We start from the raw sequence: 22978 nt of genomic DNA, 5'->3' as shown, positions 1-22978 counted from the left end.
GTTCTTTTGCAGCGGACTCTGCAGGGGATTTGCAGCGGATCTGCAGGGAACTACAGGGAAATCCACGAAATCGGCGGAACAGGGAATTTCCCGTTCCGCCGCTTTCATGGTTCCGTTACGTCCGCGATTGCAAGCCTATTCCGCCGCCTCACGGCGCGGCAGCACCCAGTTGGGCCGCGGGAAGTGGCAGGTATAGCCGTGCGGATATTTGATCAGATAGTCCTGGTGCTCGGGCTCGGCCTCCCAGAAGTCGCCGGCAGGGGCCACTTCGGTTACGACCTTGCCGGGCCACAGGCCTGACGCCTCGACATCGGCGATGGTGTCCAGGGCGACGCGCTTCTGCTCATCGCTCAGATAATAGATCGCCGAGCGGTAGCCCATGCCGACATCGTTGCCCTGCCGGTTCTTGGTCGTCGGGTCGTGGATCTGGAAGAAATACTCCAGAATACGCCGGAAGCTCGTCTTCGCCGGATCGAAGATGATCTCGATTCCCTCGGCGTGAGTCCCATGATTGCGATAGGTGGCGTTCTTCACGTCACCGCCGGTATAACCGACGCGCGTCTTGACGACGCCGGGCTGCCTACGGATCAGATCCTCCATGCCCCAGAAGCAGCCGCCGGCCAGAATAGCTTTCTCGGTCATCAGACTTCCTCCACCTGGTTCAGATACGCACCATAGCCTTCCGCTTCCATCTCGTCGCGCGGGATGAAGCGCAAGGACGCGGAATTGATGCAATAGCGCAGGCCGCCCTTGTCGCGCGGGCCATCCGGGAACACATGGCCCAGATGGCTGTCGCCATGGGCCGAGCGCACCTCGGTGCGGATCATGCCATGCGTGACATCGCGCAATTCGTTGACGTTGGCCTCGACGATCGGCTTGGTGAAGCTCGGCCAGCCGCAGCCCGACTCGAACTTGTCGGCGGAGGCGAAAAGCGGCTCGCCGGAGACGATGTCGACATAGATGCCCGGCTCCTTGTTGTCATTGTATTCGCCGGTGAAGGGGCGCTCGGTGGCACTTTCCTGGGTCACCTTGTATTGGATGGGCGTGAGCTTTGCGACGGCTTCCGCGGTCTTACGGTAGCTCATGGCTTCTTACTCCATTCTTTTGATTTGCCGCCCCAATATGGCGTCGGGACGGTGAAATTTCCAGGCTCTCCTGCCGGTTTCCTGGCACGGGGAGCCGCAAATACACTCTACGCAGGATACTCTACCCGCGTTACACGCCCTCACCTTCCCCCTTGCGGGGAAGGTGGTTCCCCGGCCTTGAGCCGGGGAACCGGATGGGGGTCGGGTGCTGTGGCGGGATTTGCGTAGGGGCAGAGGATCCTGAAAGACCACCCGCCCCCACCCCGGTCCTTCGGACCGACCCTCCAAGGGGGAGGGAAAATGTGAAATGGTCCTAGCGGGCGCCCGCGCGGTTGACCTGGTCCTTGGCGAAACCCGCCTTGGACGCATAGCCGCGCACGATCGCCTCGCGCTCGGCATAGGTCGCGACCTTCTCGATATCGTCGAACCCGTCAGGCGCGCGCGCCTCGACGACGTCGATGACACCCTCGGGCCCGCCCCGGCGGTTGGCGCGGACGATATCGGCGGTGAGCGGCCGGCGCTCGGCATCGTAGGCTGTGTAGGCCGCCGCGACATCGCCCGTCGCGGTCAGATGGCGGGCGAGCGCCGCAGCATCGAGAATGGCCTGGCTCGCGCCATTGCTGCCGACCGGATACATGGCATGGGCGGCATCGCCCAGGAGCGTCACCTGGCCGAAGGACCAGCGTTCGACGGGATCGCGGTCGCAATTGGGATATTCATAGAAGGTGCTGGTGGCCTCGATGATCTTCTTGGGCTCGATGAACCCTAAGCGGAAGCTGCCTTCGACAAAGGCGCAGGCCTCCTCGATGCGCCCGACCGCGTTCCAGTCCTCGCGGCGCGGCGGCGGCCCGCTGCCGTCGGCGATACGCGCCATGATCGCCCAGTTGGTGAGGCGCTCAGCCGGCTGCGCCGGATCATGGTGGATCGGATAGAAGACGAATTTCGCGGCATTGCCGCCGGCGATGACCATGGTGCGGCCGTCCTCATGAATGGGCCATGCGGTCGCCCCGCGCCACAACATGATGCCGCTCCACAGAAGCGGCCCTTCTGCCGGATAGAACAGCGCCCGCACCCGTGAATGAATGCCGTCGGCGCCGATGATCCCGTCGCCCGTCGCCTCGAAACGTTCACCGGCGCGGTTTTCGAAGACGGCGGTGACCTTGCCTCGCCCCTCGGCGAGGTCAATAAAACGCCGGTCGGCATGGAGGCGCTGTGAGCCCAGACGCTCGAGCACCGCCTTGAGCAGCACGCCATGCAGCTTGCCGCGATGAATGCTGAGCTGCGGCACGTCGTAGCCCGCATCGAGGCCGCGCAATTCGCGCCACACCACCTGGCCGTGGCGATTCTGATAGATGAGCTCGCGGGTGCGGATACCGGCTTGGTCGAGCGCCGGCAACAGGCCGAGCGCCGCCAGCTCCTTCACCGCATGCGGCAGGAGATTGATGCCGACGCCGAGCTCGCGCAATTCCTGTGATTGCTCGAAGATCTCGACCTCGATGCCGGCCTTGTGCAAAGCGAGCGCGGTGACGAGGCCGCCAATGCCGCCGCCGATGATGAGGAGCTTCATTACATCTCCTGCTGATCCGGGCCATCCGTGGTCGAATCATACAGGGATGGGGATCGATCTCAAGGTCACGGATGGTCAAGCTGGAGCGTGGGCGAAACGCTCCCAAGAAAACGTCATCCCGGCGAAAGCCGGGACCCATAAAAGCCTTTCCGCGCGAGCAGTGCTTCCCACGCTGCGCGAATTAAATGGATCCCGACTTTCGTCGGGATGACGGATCATCAAATCGGATCGATCCCGCTCACCAGCAGCGCCGCCAGGTTCTCGATCGCCGCCGCCTGGGGCATGCGGCCGCGGGTCATGTCGAGCGACAGCGCTTCCGCCGCACCAACGATACCGACGCAGCGCTGGCGCAGCGCCTTGCGGGCGAGTTTCGAGAACGGCGCCAGCGCGTCGGCGAAGATGCCGACACAATTGTCGAGCAGGTCGCGCTGGACGGCGCCCATTTGCGCGTCGCCCATCAAGGCGCCGGCGATGGCGTGGCCTTCCGGCCCCCAATTGGAATGGCAGGTCATGTAAGCGCGGGCAATGACGCGCGCGACCTCGTCCAGCGCCCGTCCCTTGACCGCGAGGCTTTCCTGAAGTGCGCGCACCTGCTGCTCATCGATCTGGCGATAAAGCGCCACGAGGAGGCCCGAACGCGTCTCGAAATGCTCATAGGTGATGGGCTTGCTGACACCGGCACGCTCGGCGAGATAGCCGAGGGTGAGCGCATCAGGGCCCTGCTCACGCACGATGGCGAGCGCGGTCTCGAGCAACTGCTCGCGCCGCGCCTCCTTGGTCATACGCCGCCTGGTCTCGCTCTTTTCGGTCACCGCCATTTTCGTCACCTCGCCCACGAAAGTCCCTTGACGAAGCTGATCGCCGTCACCATAACCTACTAATCGTAAGTTACTGATTGTAGCTTACCAGACGTAGACCGCGCCGGCAAGGCGCATCATTTGAGGGATACATCATGTCAGGTTCTCAGCTGCCGGTTCTGATCATCGGCGGATCCGGCGTCGTCGGCGCGCAGGCCGCGGCCACGCTCCGCAAGCTCCATCCCGATCTGCCGATCATCATCGGCGGACGCGACCTGGCACGGGCGCAGAAGACGGCGCACGGGCTCGGCAATGCCTCGGCGGTCGTCATCGACCTCGCCCGCCGCGACCTCGGCCTGGAGGCGACGCCGCTCGGCGCCATCGCGCTATTCGTCAAGGACCACACGCTCAATTCCATGCGGTATGCGCTCGACCATAAGGTGCCTTATGTCGACCTTTCCAGCGGCACTTTCGAGATCGGCCCCGGAGCGGCGCTCTATATCCACCATCCCGATCGGGCGCCGATCCTGATGGCGAGCCACTGGCTGGCGGGTGCGGCGGTATTCCCCACGCTGCAACTGACGGCGGCCTATGACACCATCGCCTCGATCCGCGTCGGCGTCATGCTCGATGAAGAAGATATGGGCGGGCCAGCGGCGGCGGCCGATTATGAGCGCCTGACCACGGTCGCGCCCGCGGTGCTGACGATCCAAGGCGGCGAGACGCATTATGTGACAGGCGATGAGACGAAGGCCACGGTCAGGAGCGTCGATGGCGCCCACCTTACGGCGCAAGCCTATTCGCCTTTCGACGTGCTGAGCCTCCACGCCGCCACAAGCGCACAAGCGATCCGCTTCGATCTCGTCTATGGCCAGTCGGCCAGCCGGCGGCGCGGCGCGCCCTTCTCGACCGAGACGATCATCGACATCACCGGCCGCAGAAAAGATGGCACTACGAGCACGTCGCATCTCGAGATCGTCCACCCGCAAGGCCAGGCGCCGCTGACGGCGCTGGGCGTCGCGCTCGGCATCGAGGCGTTGATGGGCCTGCGCGGCAAAGCGCCGACACCGGGACTCTATCTGCCGGAAACACTAATCGATCCCAATTATTATGTCGCGCAGATGAAAGCATTCGGTACGGTCTTCAGCGCCGTGACGGAGGGAGGGCACTGACATGACCAACGCCGCTTCCCTTTCCCCGGCTTTGATCCTCGGCGCCACCGGCAGCCTCGGCGCGCGCACCGTGCGGATGCTGCGCCGGCTTCATCCCGAGCTTCCCCTCGTCCTCGCCGCGCGCGACATGGTGAAGGCCGAGGCGCTGGCGCGTGAAGTCGGCCATGCCACGACCGCCAAAATCGACATTGCCGCCCCGGGTCTCGGGCTCGATCCTGCCGCCCGGCACAGTATCGTGGTCACGGCCTTGCGCGATCATTCCTTCAACAGCCTGCGTTATGCGCAAGCGCAAGGCGTGGCTTACATCGCTTTGTCCGACGGCGTGTTCGAACTAGGTCCGATCATCGCGCATTACGCCCATCATGCCAAAGCGGCGCCGATTCTGCTGCTCGGCCACAGCAATGGCGGCGTGCCGACACTGGCGGCTTTGCATTTCGCCAGCGAGTTCGAGACGGTCGAGGCGATCGAGCTCGGCCTGCTGTTCGATCCGGGCGATCCCTTCGGCGCCGTCTCTGCCAAGGACCTCGAACGCATCAACCGCATCGGCCCTAAGCCGCTGGTCAAGGAAGACGGACAATGGCAATGGGCGGAGCCGCCGCTCGCGACGCGATCCTTCACCAGCGTCGACGGCACCACGCATGAGGCGCATGCGGCGGGACTGCTGGATGTCCTGAGCCTCGGCTCGGCGACGCAAGCGGCGCGTATCCGCATCGACCTGGCCGGAGGCTTGACCGCCACCACCAAACAAGGCGGATCGCCGTCGGTCGAGGTCATCATCGAGATCACCGGAATGAAGAAGACCGGGGAGACCGGGCGATTCAGATATGAGCTGGTCGATCCGGAGGGATATGCGGCGATGAGCGCGCGGGGGGTGGCGGTGGCGATTGAGAGATTGTTGGGATTGGCGCGTCGTTCGGCACCGAAGACTGGATTGTATCTTCCGGAAAAACTTATTCAGCCCGAATATCTGCTCGAGCGACTGAAGATATTCGATGTAAGCGTGCGCGCGTCGTAGCACGCCTCCATATTGACATTGCCCCCCAATCGCCCGAGCTTGGGAAAGAGGCGGCGACTGCGAATGTCAAAGAGTGGAGGCTGGTATGCGAAGGGTTCTTCTGGCGATGTCGTTCCTGGGTGCCGCGTCGCTGGCACTCGCCGCGGCGACGCCTGCCCCGCCGCCCGAACTCGAGGCGGCGCGCAAGGCGCTTGCCGCGGCGGTGAAGGCGCAGGACCGCAAGGCCATTGTGGCGCTGTCGCGTTTTCCGCTGGCCTTCAGCGGCTATGAGATGCCCGACCAGATCGCCGAAGCGGATTTCCTGTCCGACCCGGATCTGTTCTCCGGGCTGTTCTTCCAAGGCGACGACCAGATCGTGGCCTGCCTCGCCACCACCCCGCTCGAATATCAAGAAGAGAATCCGGATTTCCCGGACAGTCCGTGGATGATCGGTTGCGACGGGAACCTCTATTATTTCGGCGAGGTCGGCGGCGCGTGGCGCTTCACCTCCTATATGAACGTCAATGAGTGATCGGCGTCCATTCGCCAGAACCGGCCTTCCCGGCGCTCGAGCTTCTTTCTCAGCCAGCGCGGCTGGGCGGGGAGGATGAAAGCCGGCGGCTCGTCGGTGAGCTCGAAGCAGAAGCGCTTGGGCAGGTCGGTGTAGAGGGAGCGCGGCGGCTTCCAGAATGGCTTGTGCAGGTTCTTGATCTCGCAGCCGGTCGCGAAATGATGGTACCAGACGCGCAACAGACTACATTCACCCATCAAGATCTGAAGCGCCGCCGCCAGGACGGCTTCGCTCCACATATCCGCATGCGGTGCCAGAACGGACCCGGCATAGTGCCTGAGCTTCTCGATATCCGCCGGCTTAGCGTAACGCCCCCATCCCGCGACCGCATCCGCCAGGCTCCCGCCGACATTCCTGATCCAGTCGTTCTGAACCTCTTCGATCAACGCCTCGCCTGACTTGAGATCGATATCGATGCGCGCCCAGGCCATGGTGATGCGCTTGCTCACATTCACGGGATGGAACCGGCAGGCAAAGGGCATTTCCTTCGCATCGGGAATGAGCCGGCGATATTCCGCATCATGCGCATGTGGAAAGTTGAGCTGCAGGACGAGCTGGCGGCGCGGCCGGGAGGTCTGGTTCCAGCGCCGGTCGCAGCTTTTCTCGGATCCCCATCTGGCGAAGGTCACGCCATAGGTCTGGGTCTCATACAGCCACAGCAAAGCGAGATCGTCGCGGCGCAGAAAGCCGTCGCCCTTCGCGGCGACGACCGCCTTGATCGCCGGACGGTCGAGCAGGCGCGCATAAGGTCCGGCGCGCAAGGCGCGGATGGGCTGACACGGCTGCAACTGGCGCTCCAGCAGCATCGCGGCATAACGGTCCTTGTAATAGCGGAACAGCAACCGGCGCGGCTGATCCAGCGCGCGCAGACTGTCCGCGATGGCAATGTCACGGTTCTTCATGGTCGTCGGCCAATAGCTCACCCGCCTCGCGACGGTGGAGCGACGCAAGGTTGGCAGCGGACGACGTGACGCGCGCGCAGATGCGCAGGCGGTCACACCGTCAGCGGTTCAGAATTCTTCAGATGACAGAGTCGGGGGGTGCGGCGGCGTTAGCTGACCGGCGCAAGCAGGAACGGCCGGGCGCAGTATGCACCCGGAAGATCAGCACCCATGATTTGGCGATCTTCAAACATTGCCGTTCTCCAATGCGCGGCTCCCGCGCGGGACGCGCATTTGGCACAAAAGGTGGCGTAAGGCAAGTGTTGGATAGGAAACGGGAGAAAATGACCGTTGGCCCCTCACCCTCCCGATGCTTCGCATCGGGGCCCTCCCTCTCCCCGCTCTCGCGGGGCGAGGGTATTTAGGTCATGCTATTGGCCGGCCCATTTTTCGAATGCCGTCAAGGTGTGCAGCGCGCTTTGGATGGTGGGGGTGGCGACCTCGGCGGAGTTGAGGAAGATGATATTGTCCTCGCGCGCCGCGCGCATGAAGCGATTCCAGCCGGGCGCGATCGCGGCGAGCCTAGCGCGGATCTTATCCGGGCTTTGATCGGGGCTCAGATAGCTGTTCATGACAATGAGGACATCCGGATCGAGCCGGGCGAATTCCTCGGAGCTCAAAGGAACCGCAAAACCGCGGCCCGGCGTGGCTTCGCTCGTCACGCGGCTCGACCAGTCATAGGGCGTGAAACCTAGATCGCGTATCGCCTGGACCGCGCCCGACACATCACGCACGGCGCTCACCTGGTCGAAGACGATGACGGCGAGATAGGTCTTGCCGCGCGTTTCGGCGGGCAGCCGCCCCCTCACCTCGGCTACCCGTGCGAGATAGCCGGCCTGCTTGGCCGCGAAGACATCCTGGCGCCCCAAAAGCTCGGCGAGGCGCGTCTCGATCGAAAAGCCGGATTCGCCGCCCGCCATCGTCGCCTGCAGATAGACGGGTGCTACGGCCGAAAGCGCCTGGACCTGGGCCTGCTGCTGGCCCATGCCGATAATCAGATCGGGCTTCAGGGCGCGGACCTTCTCGAGATCGATATTGCCGATCGGTCCTATGCCGGCGATCCGGAGCGCCGGATCGTCACCGAAGACGCTCCTGATAAAGTCGACATCGATCTGGCTGCCGCCGTCATCGGCGCGCCCATAGACGCCGACCACATCGAGACCGAGCTCGATGAGCGGCAGCGCCAGCAGCGCCTCATGCAGAGCGATGATCCGCTGCGGCTTCGTGGGGATTTCCACCGAGCGGCCGGCATCGTCCACCACCTGCCGCATCTCGGCAAAGGCCTGGCCGGCGAGAAGGAGAGCAACGAGAACCAGAATGAACTTCTTCATATGCGTATTCCTTTATTGACCGCGCATCCGGCGCGCGCTGCGCAGCCGCAAGGTGGTGATGAACATGGGGACGCCGAGAATCACGATGGCGAGGCCGGTGGGAAGCGGAAGTTCACCGGCGAGACCACGGGTCAATATGTCGGCGCAGACGACGAGGAGCGCGCCCACGGCGGCGGACAGCAGCAGGCGCGCCCGGCCGGAAGCGGGCGAGATGAAATTCGCCAGATGCGGCGCCATCACCCCCAGAAATGCGAGAGGCCCGACCGCCGATACGGCCGCCGAGGTGAGAAGCACGGCGGTGACGAGAATGACCGGCTTGGAGAAAGAGAGAGTCTCGCCGAGCGCCATCGCCATCTGGTCGCCGAGATCGTAGCTGCGCAATGCGCGTCCGAGAAAAAGGATCGCCGGCACACCGAGCGCGAACCACGGCGTGAAGGTGGCGAGGCTTTGCCATGACGCCCGGAACAGCGAGCCCGCCATCCAGTCCGCCAGCGCCAGCGAGACCTCGGGCGGCGTGTAGAGCAAAAGGATCGAGGTCACCGACGACAAAGACGTCTCGACCGCGATGCCTATCAGGAGGATCGCCATGCCCCCGGCATTGGCACGGCCGACCAGGATCACCAGAAGTACGCCGACCGCGAGGCCACCGGCGAGGGCGGCCAGCGGCAGCCAGCCTTGCGGCAGGCCGGGCAGGAAGACGAAGATGACCAGGAGAGCCGTCATCGATCCCTGGCTCAGGCCAAGGAGTCCCGGATCGGCGAGCGGATTCTGGGCCAGCGACTGCAGCATGGCACCGGTCAGCGCGACCGAGGCGCCAACCAGAATGCCCATGAGAATACGCGGCAGCCGGACGTCCCAGACGGCAAAGGAGAGATCGCTCGCATCGGGACCGTGCCACAGGATGCCGATGGCATCCGCCATGCCGACCGGGGTGGAGCCGACCGTCAACGACGCGGCAGCGGCCAGGAGAATGACGAGACTCAGGCCGGACAGCGCGACGACGTCGGCCAAACGTATCGTCAGGCCGCCGGCGAAACGCATAATAAGGCGGCCGTCCAAGGCCCGGGTCACGGTCATCGCCAGGCCCCCCGTTCGGACGTGGACAGATAATAACGCTTGACGATGACGGCGAAGACGATGCCGCCGAGCAGGTCCATCATGATGCCGGTGTTGAGAACATGCGGGGCGAAGGCCGAGCGCGCCGCAAGATCGGCCAGGAGGCAGATCGCGGCACCCAGCACGGCATTGGCCGGCAGTGCCAGCCGGAAGGACGCGCCGACAAGCGGGCGCACGATATGCGGCGTGACGAGGCCGACAAAGCCGATCGGCCCGCAGATCGCGACCGCAACGCTCACCGACACCACGACCGCGCCGATGGAAAGCCAGGTGATGCGGGTCACGTCGACCCCGGCGGATGCCGCCTTGTCGCGCCCGAGCGTAATGAGGGTCAGCGGCCGCGCCATCGCCAAAAGCATCACGAGGCCGAGCGCGCCCAGCCACCAGAAGTCGCGCAGGCGCTCCACATAGACATGATTGATGTTGCCGGTGGCCCAGCTCAGAAAGTCGCTGCGCCGCGACGGACTGCTCAGCATGATGGCATTGGCGATGGCGCCATGCAGCATCGACAGGACCGCGCCGGAAAGAATGAAGGCCAGGCCATGCGGCTCTTTCGACGACACGATCAGGCGGGTGACGAGCAGGCAGTTCAGAAAGCCGAAGAAACCGCCGAGGATGGCGGCAACGCCCTGCCCTTGCGAAGGCACATCGAGCAGGAAGGCGGCGATGACGACGAACAGCATGGCGCCGGAACTGACGCCGAGAATGCCGGGCGATGCCAGCGGGTTTCGCGTGAGCCCCTGGAGCACGGCGCCGCCGCAGGCCATCACCGCGCCCAGAAAGACGGCGATGAGCGCCCGCGGCAGGCGCTGATAGAGGACGACAAAGTGGTCGTAATTGTCGGGATCGAAGGCGAAAAGCGCAGCCACCACGCTTCTCGGACTCATCGCGGATGCGCCGAAGGACAGATTGGCGATGAAGGCGATGATCGCTATCGCGAGAATGCCCGCCATTGCGGGATAACGCCGCCCGTTCATGCCGGCGCTTGCGGCGCGTGAGCGGGCAAGCAGACGAGACGCCCGCCCCTGGCGAAAACATCGGCGTCGAAATCGAAGACGTCGCGCACGCTCTCGGCACTTATCGTGTCGGCCGTGCGCCCCTGTGCGAATATCCGGCCGTCGCGCATCATGACGACGTCATCGGCAAAGGCCGCCGTCAGATTGAGGTCATGCAGCACGGCCACGATCGTCTTGCCGCAGCGGGTGAGCGCGCGGAGAAGATCAAGGATCGAGTACTGGAAATGCACATCGAGATGATTGACCGGCTCATCCAAGAGGATGATGTCGGTGTCCTGGGCCAGGATCATCGCGATCCAGGCGCGCTGGCGCTGCCCGCCGGACAGATCATTCACGGGGCGCGCCGCCAATCCTTCGAGGCCGACCGTCGTCAGCGCGTCGGCGAACAGCGAACGATCACGCTCATCGGGGCCGCCGAACAAGGAATAACGCGCATAGCCGCCGAGCTCGACCAGCTCTGCGAGGCTGATGTGATCAGGACAGTGGTTCTCCTGGGGCAGATAGGCGATGCGCCGCGCCAGATCGCGCCGCGGGATATTTCGTAAGGCGGTACCGTCCAGCGCGATCTCACCCTGGGCATGCGGCAGAAATCCCATGATCGCCTTGATCAGGGTCGACTTTCCGCAGCCATTCGGTCCCACCAGAGCAGTGAAGCGGCCGGTGGCGAAACCGACCGACACGTCGTTCAGCACCGGCCGCGCAGCCGGGGCATAAGCGACAGTGAGACGATCGCAGGTGAGCACCGGCACGGTCGTCACTGTTTCACGCATCGGATTATCCGAAAACCGCTTCGCACTTTTCGGTCCGATGCTTTAGAAGTCTAGCCGCAGGCCGACGCCATAGGCGCGCGGCTGGAGCATGGTCGCGCTGATGACGCTGCCCCGGCCGCCGATCGATGTCGGCGCCTCCTCATCGAGGACATTCTTCACATAACCGAAGAGCTTCATCTTGTCGGTGATCTGGAAGGCTGCGTTGACATTGCCGATGGTGTAGGCGTCCACGGCGAAGGCCGGCGTGTTGGCGTCATCGGAGTAATAGCCGTCGACATGGCGGATATTGGCCCCGACATTGAAACGCTCGAAGACATCCCAGTCGAAGCCGGCGCCCAGCATATAGCCCGGCGACTTGGCGAACTCATTGCCTTCGAAATCGACGGAAGAGTCCGAGAATTTCGTCACCTCGGTCCGCAACACCCCGGCCTGGCCGTTCAGCCGGAATTTGTCGGTCACGCTCCAGGTCGCTCCCAGCTCGAAACCATAGGCATGCGAGCGGTCGGCGTTGAGCGTGAGGCTGGTGGTGAGATCGATGTCGGGAATGTAGGTCTGCGAATAGCGCTGGCCGTCATAATAATCGCTGTAGAACAGGTTGCCGGTGACGATGAGCCGGTCGCCGAGCAGACTGGCGCGCCCGAAGAGCTCATAGTTCCAGACGGTCTCCTGCTTGAAGGGCACGAAGATCCGTCGCGTCGTGTCGAGCGACACGCCGCCCGGATTGTAGCCCCGGTTCACCAGGGCGCCGACCGTCACTTCGGGCGTCAGCTGATAGGCGACGGAAATCTTCGGCAGAAGCGCATCGAAGGTCTCGTCGAACTCCACCGGGCTCGTCACATAGGTGCCGTTGCGCTCCATCGCATCGTGCTGATAGCGCAGGCCGCCCGTCACCGACCACCTGTCGGTCAGCCGGTAGGTCATCTCCGAATAGAGGCCCATGCTGTCTTTCTCGTCTTTGAACTCGATGCCGCCCAGAAAATGCAGCGCCTCATCCGCCTCGGTCCGGCGCAGGAACAGCCCGACGACACCGGTCAGGCGGCCGGCCAGAGCGTCGAAGGTCGCCCGCGTTTCGTTGGAGACGTCTTCCTGATCGATCTCGGCTGCTCCGTTGTTGGACGGATTGTAGAGCCGCTCGATGTCGGTGACCGAATATTGCGTCTGGTTGTAGAGCTTGACGCCCCTGCCCGTGTCGTAGCTCATATCGAGAATGCCCGTATCGGTCCGGTTGTCCCAGCTGACCACGGCCGTGGCGTTGCTTTCGTAGCCCTTGAAGGGATAAGGCACCGATTCCGCTTGGGGCCCGGTCGATTCACTGTGGTTGTAGGTGAGCTTGGCCTCGAAACCCGGGATCGCCGCCGGCACCCACAAAAGCTTGGCGCGGCCATTGGCGACGGAAATGTCGGGATCCGCATCGCCCGGATCGAAAGCGGGATTGGTGAATTTGACGATGCTGTCGCGGCCATAGAAGTCGAGCGCCACGCGCGCCGCCAGTTGGTCCTTGATCAAGGGCGTTGAGCCGGCAAACGAGGCGCGATATCCATCGCGGTTGCTGATGACGCCCTGAAGCGAGGCCTCCGGCGTCCAAGTCGGGTCCTTGGTCTTGATGATGAATGCGCCGGCGATGCTGTTGGCGCCCTGCGCTGTCGTCTGGGGACCGCGGAACACTTCCATCGAGTCGACATCCCAGACCGACGTATCACCGAAATAGAGCTCATTGTAGCTCACATACCGCCCATCGACATTGATGGTCGCGCGCGGCACCGTGCCGCCATAGAACGCGGTGACGCCGGTATTCGGCCCCTCGATCGCCTGGCCGCGGATGGTGCCGGCGCCGATATTGTTCGGCACATACACATTGGGCACGTTGTTGATCACTTCCTTGGCGGTCTGGTCCTGCGGATTCTTCTCGATCTCCTTGCCCGAAATCACGCTGACCGACGAAGCCGTTTCAAAGATGCTGCGGGCAATGCGTTCGCCGGTCACCACGATCGTGTCGAGAATGGTTTCATCGCCCGCATCCTGCGCCTGAGCCGGAACAGCGATGACGGAAAGAATGGCGAGCGCGCTTACGCCGCGCCGAGCAGTGGATGAATTGAGAGACATGACTTCCCCGTCCGTGGAAAATGCTGGCTAGCTAGGGGTAGTCCATGGCTCGCGACCTGAATTCCACTATGCATGACGCATTCTGCATGTCAATAATACCTGACAAATTCAGTCGTGTATTATGTCGCACCAGGAATGGACCATCGATGATCAGGCAATCCGATAAGACGGGCACGAAAAAAGGCAGGCGCTCGACCACGATCCAGTCGGTATCGATCGCCGCGCGCTTTCTCGACATATTGGCGAATGCCGAGGGGCCCCTGGCGCTGCGCGAGATTGCCAAACGCGGGCAAACCGGAACATCGACCGCGCATCGCTATATGCAGAGCCTCGTGAAGGAAGGTTTCGTGGCGCAGGATGTCGCCAATGGCCATTACGATCTCGGTCCCGCGGCACTGAGCATCGGCATCGGCGCCTTGCGGCGCATCGAGCCGGTGGAAGTGGCGGCGCGGCACATGAAAGCCTTGTCGCTGCGGCTCGCGGCGAGCTGCGGCGTGGCGATCTGGACCGAGCGCGGCCCGACCATCATCCGCTGGTACCGGAGCGCCCATTTCGTGATCAGCACCGTGGCGCTCGGCGACGTGCTGCCGCTCGACAAAACCGCCTGCGGGTTCGTCTTTCAAGCCTATCTTCCATCCGAGAGGATCAAGGCCGCGCGCAAGCTGCAGCCGGCGCGCTTTCGCGGCACGATGCCGACGAACGCCACGCTGGACGCCGTGCGCGAGGCCGGCGGCGCGGATCTGTCGGAGCACCTGTTCTCGCTGCTCACCGGCAAGGCGGCGCCGGTCTTCGATGCGCAGAAGGAAATCGCCTGCGTCATGACCACGGTGTCGGCCATCGATGCCGCCAATGCCCAGGAACACGGCAAGGAACTGTTCGCCGCGGCGCGCGCCGCCTCCCGCGAATGCGGTGGCGGCTGACGCCTCAGGAGATTCTCAGATGCTCGCCGAGCGTGGCGCCTTCATATTCCTTGCGGAACAGGCTCATGTCGCTCAGACGCGGCATGAGCTCGTCGAAGAAGAGTTGCATCGACCGCCAGGAGCCGCCCGGAAGCGCGATGAAGCCGTCAATGGCGCCCGCTTCCCGCCACTCCACGATGTCCCGGATCACGTCGTCGACGGTGCCGACGGAAACCCAATGCGCCGAGCCAACCACTTCGGGGCGCATCAGGAGCTCGGCGACCGTGGGCTCGTTCAGGGTAATGTAGCGGCGCAGGAGATCCGCATGCGTGCGGCTGCGCACCGGCCGGTCAGGATCGGGCAGCATGTCGCGCGTCACCCGGCTGTCTTCGGTGAGGCCGCTCACATCGAGACCCAGGAAGGACTTGACCGAGTCGAGACGCTGCCGGCGTCCCAGATGGGCATGCCCCAGATGGTGAAGCTCGCGGGCCTCCTCGCGTGTATCGGCGATGAAGAAATAGAGCCCCGGCAGGACCCGGATATCGCCCGGCGCCCGGCCTTTTACTTGCGCCCGCCGGCGCAGGTCGCTGCGCAGCTCGATGCCGGCGGCGAGATCGGGTATCGCGCCGAATATCGCATCGGCGACGGTGGCCGCGAAATCACGCCCGATGTCGGAAGCTCCGGCCTGAAACAGCGGAATGCGTCCGGCGGGATGGCCGGCAATGCCGAGCGGTCCCTTGACCGCAAAGAACTCGCCCTTGTGGTCGATCGGCGAAAGCTGCGCCTTGCCGGCCAGGGCCGCAGGGGGATGGCTGTTCCATAGGCGCCGCACGACCTCGGTGAATTCGGCAGCCCGGCGATAGCGGACATCCGGCGTCGGCATCGGGTCGTCACTGAAATTCTCCGCGCCCTCGATCGAGGTCACGATGTTCCAGCCGGCCCGGCCATTGCTGATCCAGTTCAGCGACTGAATCTGGCGCGCAACGGCATAGGGCGGATTGAAGGTGGTCGACGCCGTGGTGACCACTCCGATATGCGCGGTCTCACGCGCGACGGCCGTCAGCATGAGCATCGGATCGAGACCGACGGCGCTCGCACCGCCTGATCCAGCACCTCCCTTGGGCGCGCCGCCGCCCGAAAAGTCCGGCTTGAAGACGAAATCGAGCTTCGCCTTTTCCGCCATCCGCGCGAGCCGGATGTTGAAGTCGATGGCGCTGCCCTGTGAGGCTTCCTTGTCCGCCGCATCAGGCGGACGTGTCCCTTTTCGCCAGGTCGCGGTCAGGCTCAGGCCGATGACGAGGTGACGGTCGGCGGTCATGCGCTAGTCCTCGACGTGATCGTGGCCGCCGATCCGGCCCGGACGCCAATAGCCTTCCGACGAAATCCGGTCACGGGTGAAGCCGCGCCCGATCAGATGATGACGCTGCGCCCTGACATTGCTGGTCTCGCCGATGAGATAGGCATGGCCGCTGCCGGCCGGCAGCTCGAGGGATTTAAGCCGGTCGAGCAGGAAGGAGCCCGGGCCCGCGGGCACCGAACCCCGATGCAGCCATTCGAAGGACAAATCGGCATCCGATTTCACCGGCTGCTCGTGCGCCGGTCCGCCGATCTCCGCCAAGGCAATCGCCTTGGCGCCGGCCGGGAGCGTTTCAAGAATATGCAGGATGGCGGGGATGCAGGTTTCATCGCCGCAGAACAAATGCCAGTCGGCTTGCGGATTGAACACCGTACGCCCGCGCGGGCCACGGCCGAGGATCGCGGCGCCGGGCCTGGCACCACGGGCCCATGTCGGCGCCGGCGTGTCGCCATGGAGAACGAAATCGATCGACAGAGTCTTCTTGGCCCTGTCGATGGCGCGGATCGTATAGTCCCGCCTTCCCGTCTCGCCGTCGGACAGCGGCACCTGCAGGACCAGGGCCTGCCCCGGCTGATATTCGAACTGATCGAGATTGTCGGCCGTCAACACGACGCGCCGCATATGCGGGGTGACGTCGAAAGCGTCCACGACGGTGAGCTGCCATTCGGGAAGGTTGGGACGGCGGAACGCCGTCGGAGTGGTCATGGTCATTGATGTAACTCATCCTCATTTTTGTCCGCATCCCGACATTTTTTTGCCGAGTGAATCTCCGCGCGCGTAATGTGCCTTGGGATGAGCCTGACAGCGGAGTTCGACAGACGATGCGGCCGCTTCCATATCATCCTTGCGACGATTGGCAAGATCACATGATCAGGAGCGCATGGCTGACTTGCAGCGGATTGCAATGCTGAAACGCACCAATCGCAAACCAATCCGTCGCGATGAGACGACGTCGCGGCTCAGTCGAAGACGAGACCTAAGGCTTTCTGCTGTTTTTTCGACAGGCCTTGCGCGACGATCTGATGGGCGGTCTTGAGGTAGGCCTTGAGGTCCTTATCCTTGAGCCCGGGCTTGGCGTAGTGCTGGATCCATTTGAGGCCGCGCGAGGCGAGATAGGGCGCGGGCCTCAGGCCCCGCTGGTCCTTCAGCACCTCGAAAGCGAGGTCGGAGACCTTGAAGGTGATATGCGGGTGCTCGCCCTCGTCCCAGCCGCCGACGGCAAAAACCTTGCCGCCCACCTTCCATACATGCGAGCCGCCCCATTGCATCACATAGGTCGTCGCCGGAAGCGAGCCGCAGAACGCGTTGTACTGTTCATAGGTCATGATCGCGGATCATAGATCATTGAACAGGCCTACGCTAGAATGCGTCAGGGAGGAAACCATGATCCAGATCAATCGCGACGGCGCCTTCCACCGGCTGACCATCATCCCCATGATGGCGGCGCTCGACAATCTCGGCGGCATTCTCGACAAGGCCGAGGCGCATGTCACGGCGGCGAAGACCGATCCGGTCCCCCTGCTCGAGGCCCGGCTCCATCCCGATATGTTCAGCCTGATCCAGCAACTGCAATATGCGCTGTTCATTCCGGTGGAATTCGCCCGTCACTTTCACGACGGGGAACCGCCCAAGGTCGGCTATGAGGAAGCGAACCTCGCCGATGTCAGGGCCGGGATGAAACTGGCGCAGGCCTATCTCGGCGGCGTCGCACCTGAGCGCATGGACGCACAAGCGGACCTGATCGTGCCGGTCTTCTTCGATGCGCGCCAGGGCCTAACGACTGAGGATTATGCGAGCCGGATCATCATGCCCGACTTCTATTTCCATGTGACGGTGGCCTATGCGATCCTCCGGCATGCAGGTGTGCCGCTCGGCAAGCGGGATTTCCTGGGCAAGCTCAGGACGACCCGCCTCACCTGACGGGGGGTGAGGCCCGGTGACGGAAAATGGAGAGAGCGGCGGAATATCTGCTATTCACAGGTCCCATTTCCCCGAGATTGATTCTTCCATGCCGGCCGATCCGATTTCCATTCTCAACGATGTCTATGGCTATGACAGCTTCCGTGGCCAGCAGCAGGACATCATCGACCATGTGATCGCCGGCCATCACGCTTTCGTGCTGATGCCGACGGGCGGCGGCAAGTCTTTGTGTTACCAGATCCCGGCGCTGGTGCGGCCAGGCATCGGCCTGGTGATTTCGCCGCTCATCGCGCTGATGGAAGACCAGGTGGCGGCGCTGCGGCAGGCGGGCGTCCAGGCGGCGGCGCTCAATTCCAAGCTGTGGGGGGCGGAGAAGGACCAGCTCTGGCGAGACGTCGAGCAAGGTGAGATCGATCTTCTCTATATGGCGCCGGAAACGCTGTTGCGCCCCGAGACGATCGAGCGGCTGAAGAACACGCGCCTCTCGCTCATCGCGGTCGATGAGGCGCATTGCCTGTCGCAATGGGGGCATGACTTCCGGCCCGAATACCGCGCCCTCGACTGTCTCGTCGAGCACTTCCCCAATGTGCCGCGCTTGGCGCTGACCGCCACGGCGGACGAGCCGACACGCGCCGAGATCGTCGAGCATCTGGCGATCGGCGCGGAGAACAGTTTCGTCTCGGGCTTCGACCGCCCCAATATCCGCTACGCCGTCGCCGAGAAGGCGAATTCGACGCAGCAGATGCTGCAGTTCCTGAAAAGCCGCAAGGGCGAAAGCGGCATCATCTATTGCCTCTCCAAGCGCAAGACCGAGGATGTCGCGGCGGCGCTCAACGACCACGGCTTCCTGGCCCTGCCCTATCATGCCGGCATGGAGATGAGGGACCGGCAGGAGAACCAGCGCCGCTTCCAGCTCGAGCAAGGCCTCATCATGGTGGCGACCATCGCCTTCGGCATGGGCATCGACAAGCCGGATGTGCGTTTCGTGCTGCATCGCGATTTGCCGTCCAGCATCGAGGCCTATTACCAGGAAACCGGCCGCGCCGGACGCGACGGGCTGCCGGCGGAAGCGCTGATGCTTTATGGCGCCGAGGATATCGCGCTCCGGCGCCGCTTCATCGATGGGTCGGAAGCGCCGGACGAAAGAAAACGCATGGAGCGGCGCAAGCTCGACGCACTTCTGGGCTTCGCGGAATCGAGCCAGTGCCGGCGGCAGGTGCTGTTGCGCTATTTCGGCGATGAGGCGAAACCCTGCGGCAATTGCGATGTCTGCCTCGACCCGCCGGAAACTTTCGACGGCGCCATCACGGCGCAAAAGCTTTTATCGGCGATCTATCGCACCGGCGAACGGTTCGGCCAGCTGCATGTCATCTCGGTGCTGCTCGGCGAGACGGATGAACGCATCACCAATCTCGGTCATGACCGTCTCACGGTATTCGGCGTCGGCAAGGAACATGACCGCAATGCCTGGCGCTCGATCATCCGCCAGATGGTGGCGCATGGGCTCGTCACCGTCGATGTGATGGGCCATGGCGGCCTCTTCATCTCGAGCGAGGGCCGGCAGTTCTTGCGCGAGAAGCCGGCGCTCGCTTTGCGCGTGCCGAAGAAAGCGAAGTCGACACGCAAGGCGGCGCGTGCCGCCGGCCCCGCTCTCGACGCACATGACCAGGCGCTGTTCGACCGGCTGCGGCAAAGACGGCTCGAGCTCGCCAAGGCGCAGAATGTGCCGCCATACGTGATCTTCCACGACAAGACGCTGCTCGAAATGGCGGCGCGCCAGCCGCGCTCACTCACCGAGCTGGCGAGCGTGCCAGGCACCGGCGCGGTCAAGCTGGCGCGTTATGGCGAGGCGTTTCTCGAGGTGATCAGGGGAGATGGGAGAGGCTGAGAACGGCCCTCGCCCTGAGGTGCGAGCGCAGCGAGCCTCGAAGGGCCTCGTGCAGCAGGGTTGCTCTGTCCTGATCGACGCTTCGAGGCCCGCCTTCGGCGGGCACCTCAGCGTGAGGGATACTGAGAGACGTACTGGCGGTTCATTTCTCTGCGTCGAGCGATCTCAATAAATTATCCCTGAGCTCGACCACCTCTTCCTGCACTTTCGGGAAGTCGTCGCCGAGGCCGGTGGCCTGGATCAGCAGCGGGCCGATCTCCTTGTCGAAGCGCTGGAGCAGATGGCGGCCGGCTTCGGTCAGGCAGACACGGACCTGGCGCTCATCGGCGGGGTCGCGGCGGCGCTCGACATAACCGGAGACTTCCAGCTTCTTGAGGATGGGGGTCAGGGTATTGGATTCGAGGAACAGCTTGTCGCCCAAGGCACCGACCGTCTGGTCGTCCTCATCCCCCAGGGCCACCAGTGCTATATATTGAGTATAGGTCAGGCCCAGCTGATCGAGGACCGGCTTATAGACCCGGCCGAAGGCCAGATTGGCCGAATAGACCGCAAAACACAGGAATTTCGGGAGCTTACGGCTGTCGCTCGGGGCTTTGATGGGCGTGGACATGAGGTCTCCAGGGGTAAAAGGGTCCCCTCTTATATAAATCGCATCCGATTAAATCGGAAGGGCTTGACATTCATTCCGGCCCTCTCTATTTACATCGCATCCGATTAAATCGGACTCGATATTCAAGCCCGAAAGGAACACGTCCATGACCGAGAAACTTTATTTCGCTGGCAAAACCCACACGATCGGCGGCCACAATGGCGCTTCGAAGAGCGTCGACGGCAGCCTCGACATCCAGCTTCCCGAGCCGCATCCGGCCGCCGAGAACCATTTCGCCGCCGCCTGGTCAGCCTGCTATCTGGGCGCCATCGAGCTCGCCGCCGGCCAGCGCAAGATCAAGCTCGCCAGCGCACCCGAGGTCGATGCCGAGATCAAGCTTTTCCATGATGGGCCCAAGGGCTTTTTCCTGAGAGCGCGCTTCGATGTGAGCATCGCCGGCGTCGACAAGGAAACCGTGCGTGAACTCGCCGATGCGGCGCATAACATCTGCCCCTATTCCAAGGCGACGCATGGCAATATCGACGTCGAAACGCATGTGGCGTAACCGAAACACACGCCCTCCCCGGCTTGGTATTTGATATCAAGCCGGGTTCCGCTCAGCCGTCGCTCAAGGCCCTCAGAATTCGCGCGCCCGGGCGTCCCGTCGGCTTCAAGCCCGCCTGCTTCTCCGCCGCACGGATCGCCTCCGCGGTGAGCGGGCCCATCCGTCCATCGGCCTCGCCCTTATAAAGCCCGCGCGCGATCAGCAATTCCTGCAGACGCTTGCGCTCGGCGCGCGACAGGCCCGGATCATCGGTGGGCCAGGCTTTCACGAACTTGCCCTTGCCGCGCAGCCGGTCGGAGAGATGGGCGATGGCGAGCGCATAAGATTCGGCGGCATTGTAGGAATAGAGCGCATCGAAATTGCGCGTCACCAGAAAGGCCGGCCCGTTCTTGCCCGCCGGCTTGAGCAATCCATATGAGCCCGATTTGGGCAGCGGCGAACCGTCGGCACGCGTCAAACCGCGTTTGGCCCAGACGGAAATGGCGGCCTTCTGCTTGCGCCCGGCCGGTCCTTTATAGGAAGCGGGCAGCTTCACCTCGAAACCCCAGGGCTGGCCCGGCCGCCAGCCGGAGCGTTTCAGATAATTGGCGGCGGAGGCGAGCGCGTCGGGAATGGAGTTGATCGTGTCCTTGCGGCCGTCGCGGTCGAAATCGACGGCGAGTCTGCGATAGGTCGAGGGCATGAACTGCGTGTGGCCGAAGGCGCCGGCCCAGGAGCCGGTGAAATCTGTAAGCTTCACATCGCCGGCGGCGACGATCTTCAGCGCATGGATGAGCTCGGAGCGGAACAGTCCTGGCCGTTTACCGGCGCAAGCCAAGCTCGCCAGCGCGCGCGGCAGGAAGAAATCGCCTTCGAGCCGGCCGTAATCGCTTTCGACACCCCACAGGCCGAGGAGAATATAACGGTCGACGCCATAGGCCTTCTCGATGGCGGCGAGCGACTTCGCCTCGACCGAAAACATCTTCTTGCCGTCGGCGATACGTGCCTCATCGACGAGGAAGGCCATGTAGTCCCAGATCGCCAGGCGATATTCGGGCTGGCTGCGCTGGAACCGTAAGACCCGCTCGTCGAAAGTCATGTCACGGAAGGCGGCCTCGACGACATCAGCCTTGACGCCGGCCTTGAGGGCCGCGGCGCGCAGATCCTTGACGCAGGCTGCGAAGGGCGCGGCATCGGCCGCGGGCACATTGAGGCCCGCCGCGACTGCAGCGATGATGAAAGCACCGATCCCCAGACGGAGACGGCGCAGCCTGCCGGCCATACTGACGGTCAGCGCGTTGATCCTCCACCCATGTCGCATATCGCCTGCTCGCGCAGACGACTCCCTCCGGCGGCAAGAGTCGCCCGAAACTGCGACACAAATGGGGCGCTCCCCTCGCCCCGCGAAGCGGGGCGAGGGAGGGGCCCATTGCGGAGCAATGGGAGGGTGAGGGGCTACAGGTCTCTTGGTGCAGCGGTGGTATTGCGGGCGGTGCGGCAGAAGAAGAGATAACAGGGATGCCCCTCACCCTTCCCGCCGCTTTGCGGCGGGCCCCTACCCTCTCCCCGCTGAAAGCCGGGCGAGGGTTAGACTCTCACCAGCCTCAATATCGTATCGACATTGAAATCGATGCGGGCCCGCAACGCCTCTTCCGTCATGAAGTCGCGCTTGTAGACGACGGCGCCGGTGAAGCGGTTGGTGAAGTAATAATAGCTCACCGCGGCGATGGTCACATTGAGCTGCATCTCGTCCAGCCCTGAGCGGAACACGCCCTCGCGCACGCCGCGGTCCAATATGTCCTGCACCATATTGTGGAGCGGCCGGTTGATCGCCTCGATATTCTGCGACGACTTCAGATGCCGCGCCTTGTGCAGGTTCTCGCTGTTGACGAGGGTGAGGAATTCCGGATGGTCGAGATAATATTTCCAGGTGAAGCGCACCAGCTTCTCGAGCGCCGTCTCGGCCGGCAGGCCTTTGAGATCGAGCTTCGACTCGGCGGCGCGGATGTCCTGATAGGCATCCTCGAGGACCTTCTTGAACAGGTCCTCCTTGCTGCCGAAATAATGATAGATCATGCGCTTGTTGGCATTGGCCTTCTCGGCGATGTCGTCGACGCGCGCACCGCCAAGGCCCAGGCGCGAGAATTCGCGCTTGGCGGCGGCGAGAATACGCTTCTGGGTCGCCTCGGCATCGCGGGTGCGCGGCGCCTCTCCGTCTTTAGCCGCCATAGATCTCGCCATCGCCGTCTCCCGCTAAATAACTAAATAGTTACATAGGAACGGGCATTTGTCCAGGGCCGCCCGATTCCCCGTCGCGC

At 63.5% G+C, this 22978-nt stretch carries 23 protein-coding genes; 7 read left to right on the top strand and 16 right to left on the bottom strand.

Going from position 1 to position 22978, the window contains the following annotated elements:
• Positions 1-135: 135 nt before the first annotated feature.
• The 4 genes from msrA to JHL16_RS05790 form a co-directional block, all read right to left on the bottom strand.
• Positions 136-642 carry a peptide-methionine (S)-S-oxide reductase MsrA gene (msrA, locus tag JHL16_RS05805; RefSeq protein WP_200183937.1) on the bottom strand — a complete coding sequence of 169 codons (507 nt, stop codon included), beginning with the start codon at positions 640-642 and terminating at the stop codon, positions 136-138.
• Complete coding sequence (gene msrB, locus JHL16_RS05800; protein ID WP_200183936.1) at positions 642-1085, bottom strand: peptide-methionine (R)-S-oxide reductase MsrB; 444 nt, start codon at positions 1083-1085, stop codon at positions 642-644. Before msrB ends, msrA begins: the two co-directional genes overlap by 1 nt.
• Positions 1086-1398: 313 nt before the next feature.
• Complete coding sequence (locus JHL16_RS05795; protein ID WP_200183935.1) at positions 1399-2652, bottom strand: flavin-dependent oxidoreductase; 1254 nt, start codon at positions 2650-2652, stop codon at positions 1399-1401.
• A gap of 218 nt (positions 2653-2870) precedes the next feature.
• Positions 2871-3470, bottom strand: coding sequence for a TetR/AcrR family transcriptional regulator (locus tag JHL16_RS05790; RefSeq protein ID WP_246770816.1), 600 nt, complete (start codon positions 3468-3470; stop codon positions 2871-2873).
• A gap of 134 nt (positions 3471-3604) precedes the next feature.
• Here JHL16_RS05790 and JHL16_RS05785 point away from each other — a divergent pair, with 134 nt between their 5' ends.
• The 3 genes from JHL16_RS05785 to JHL16_RS05775 all read left to right on the top strand — a co-directional run bounded on the left by JHL16_RS05785 (position 3605) and on the right by JHL16_RS05775 (position 6147).
• Positions 3605-4621, top strand: coding sequence for a saccharopine dehydrogenase family protein (locus tag JHL16_RS05785; protein ID WP_200183934.1), 1017 nt, complete (start codon positions 3605-3607; stop codon positions 4619-4621).
• Between the two features lies 1 nt (position 4622).
• Positions 4623-5636, top strand: a complete 1014-nt coding sequence (locus JHL16_RS05780) for a saccharopine dehydrogenase family protein (protein ID WP_200183933.1) — start codon at positions 4623-4625, stop codon at positions 5634-5636.
• A gap of 85 nt (positions 5637-5721) precedes the next feature.
• Complete coding sequence (locus JHL16_RS05775; protein ID WP_200183932.1) at positions 5722-6147, top strand: hypothetical protein; 426 nt, start codon at positions 5722-5724, stop codon at positions 6145-6147.
• On the opposite strand, the gene JHL16_RS05770 is transcribed toward JHL16_RS05775, so the two are convergent.
• From JHL16_RS05770 to JHL16_RS05745, 6 genes are all read right to left on the bottom strand, one after another.
• Complete coding sequence (locus tag JHL16_RS05770; RefSeq protein WP_200183931.1) at positions 6126-7088, bottom strand: hypothetical protein; 963 nt, start codon at positions 7086-7088, stop codon at positions 6126-6128. The genes JHL16_RS05775 and JHL16_RS05770 overlap by 22 nt on opposite strands.
• A gap of 410 nt (positions 7089-7498) precedes the next feature.
• Positions 7499-8458 (bottom strand): ABC transporter substrate-binding protein, encoded by a 960-nt coding sequence (locus tag JHL16_RS05765; RefSeq protein WP_200183930.1) that lies wholly within the window; start codon positions 8456-8458, stop codon positions 7499-7501.
• A gap of 12 nt (positions 8459-8470) precedes the next feature.
• On the bottom strand, positions 8471-9535 hold the full coding sequence (locus JHL16_RS05760; protein ID WP_200183929.1) for a FecCD family ABC transporter permease: 1065 nt from the start codon (positions 9533-9535) through the stop codon (positions 8471-8473).
• Complete coding sequence (locus tag JHL16_RS05755; RefSeq protein ID WP_246770815.1) at positions 9532-10527, bottom strand: FecCD family ABC transporter permease; 996 nt, start codon at positions 10525-10527, stop codon at positions 9532-9534. The genes JHL16_RS05760 and JHL16_RS05755 overlap by 4 nt, the downstream gene beginning before the upstream one ends.
• Before the next feature lie 20 nt (positions 10528-10547).
• Positions 10548-11360: an ABC transporter ATP-binding protein gene (locus tag JHL16_RS05750; protein WP_200183927.1), complete on the bottom strand. Its 813-nt coding sequence runs from the start codon at positions 11358-11360 to the stop codon at positions 10548-10550.
• A 42-nt stretch (positions 11361-11402) separates the two neighbouring features.
• Positions 11403-13463 carry a TonB-dependent receptor gene (locus tag JHL16_RS05745; RefSeq protein ID WP_200183926.1) on the bottom strand — a complete coding sequence of 687 codons (2061 nt, stop codon included), beginning with the start codon at positions 13461-13463 and terminating at the stop codon, positions 11403-11405.
• A 146-nt stretch (positions 13464-13609) separates the two neighbouring features.
• Between JHL16_RS05745 and JHL16_RS05740 the strand changes: the two genes are divergently transcribed.
• A complete protein-coding gene (locus JHL16_RS05740) occupies positions 13610-14383 on the top strand; it encodes an IclR family transcriptional regulator (RefSeq protein ID WP_200183925.1) in 774 nt (257 codons plus the stop codon).
• A 4-nt stretch (positions 14384-14387) separates the two neighbouring features.
• Here JHL16_RS05740 and JHL16_RS05735 read toward each other — a convergent pair whose 3' ends face one another.
• The 3 genes from JHL16_RS05735 to JHL16_RS05725 all read right to left on the bottom strand — a co-directional run bounded on the left by JHL16_RS05735 (position 14388) and on the right by JHL16_RS05725 (position 17044).
• Positions 14388-15680: an NtaA/DmoA family FMN-dependent monooxygenase gene (locus JHL16_RS05735; protein ID WP_200183924.1), complete on the bottom strand. Its 1293-nt coding sequence runs from the start codon at positions 15678-15680 to the stop codon at positions 14388-14390.
• 3 nt (positions 15681-15683) lie between these two features.
• Positions 15684-16430 carry a siderophore-interacting protein gene (locus tag JHL16_RS05730; RefSeq protein WP_200183923.1) on the bottom strand — a complete coding sequence of 249 codons (747 nt, stop codon included), beginning with the start codon at positions 16428-16430 and terminating at the stop codon, positions 15684-15686.
• 248 nt (positions 16431-16678) lie between these two features.
• On the bottom strand, positions 16679-17044 hold the full coding sequence (locus JHL16_RS05725) for an MmcQ/YjbR family DNA-binding protein (RefSeq protein ID WP_200183922.1): 366 nt from the start codon (positions 17042-17044) through the stop codon (positions 16679-16681).
• Positions 17045-17102: 58 nt separating this feature from the next.
• Here JHL16_RS05725 and JHL16_RS05720 point away from each other — a divergent pair, with 58 nt between their 5' ends.
• A complete protein-coding gene (locus JHL16_RS05720; protein ID WP_200183921.1) occupies positions 17103-17639 on the top strand; it encodes a DUF1993 family protein in 537 nt (178 codons plus the stop codon).
• An 88-nt stretch (positions 17640-17727) separates the two neighbouring features.
• The gene (recQ, locus tag JHL16_RS05715) at positions 17728-19527 is read left to right on the top strand and encodes a DNA helicase RecQ (RefSeq protein WP_200183920.1); all 1800 of its coding nucleotides are present in this window, start codon (positions 17728-17730) and stop codon (positions 19525-19527) included.
• A gap of 142 nt (positions 19528-19669) precedes the next feature.
• Here the strand turns inward: recQ and JHL16_RS05710 are convergent, their stop codons facing one another.
• On the bottom strand, positions 19670-20137 hold the full coding sequence (locus JHL16_RS05710) for a MarR family winged helix-turn-helix transcriptional regulator (RefSeq protein ID WP_200183919.1): 468 nt from the start codon (positions 20135-20137) through the stop codon (positions 19670-19672).
• A gap of 145 nt (positions 20138-20282) precedes the next feature.
• On the opposite strand from JHL16_RS05710, the gene JHL16_RS05705 reads away from it, so the two are divergent.
• Complete coding sequence (locus tag JHL16_RS05705) at positions 20283-20681, top strand: Ohr family peroxiredoxin (protein WP_200183918.1); 399 nt, start codon at positions 20283-20285, stop codon at positions 20679-20681.
• Positions 20682-20733: 52 nt separating this feature from the next.
• On the opposite strand, the gene JHL16_RS05700 is transcribed toward JHL16_RS05705, so the two are convergent.
• Complete coding sequence (locus JHL16_RS05700; RefSeq protein WP_200184952.1) at positions 20734-21942, bottom strand: lytic murein transglycosylase; 1209 nt, start codon at positions 21940-21942, stop codon at positions 20734-20736.
• 305 nt (positions 21943-22247) lie between these two features.
• Entirely contained in the window at positions 22248-22901 is a 654-nt protein-coding gene (locus JHL16_RS05695; RefSeq protein ID WP_200183917.1) for a TetR/AcrR family transcriptional regulator, read from the bottom strand.
• Positions 22902-22978: the final 77 nt, after the last annotated feature.

The organism is Taklimakanibacter albus (assembly GCF_016595235.1).
GTDB lineage: Bacteria > Pseudomonadota > Alphaproteobacteria > Rhizobiales > Aestuariivirgaceae > Taklimakanibacter > Taklimakanibacter albus.
This window is presented reverse-complemented; position numbering and strand designations above follow the sequence as displayed.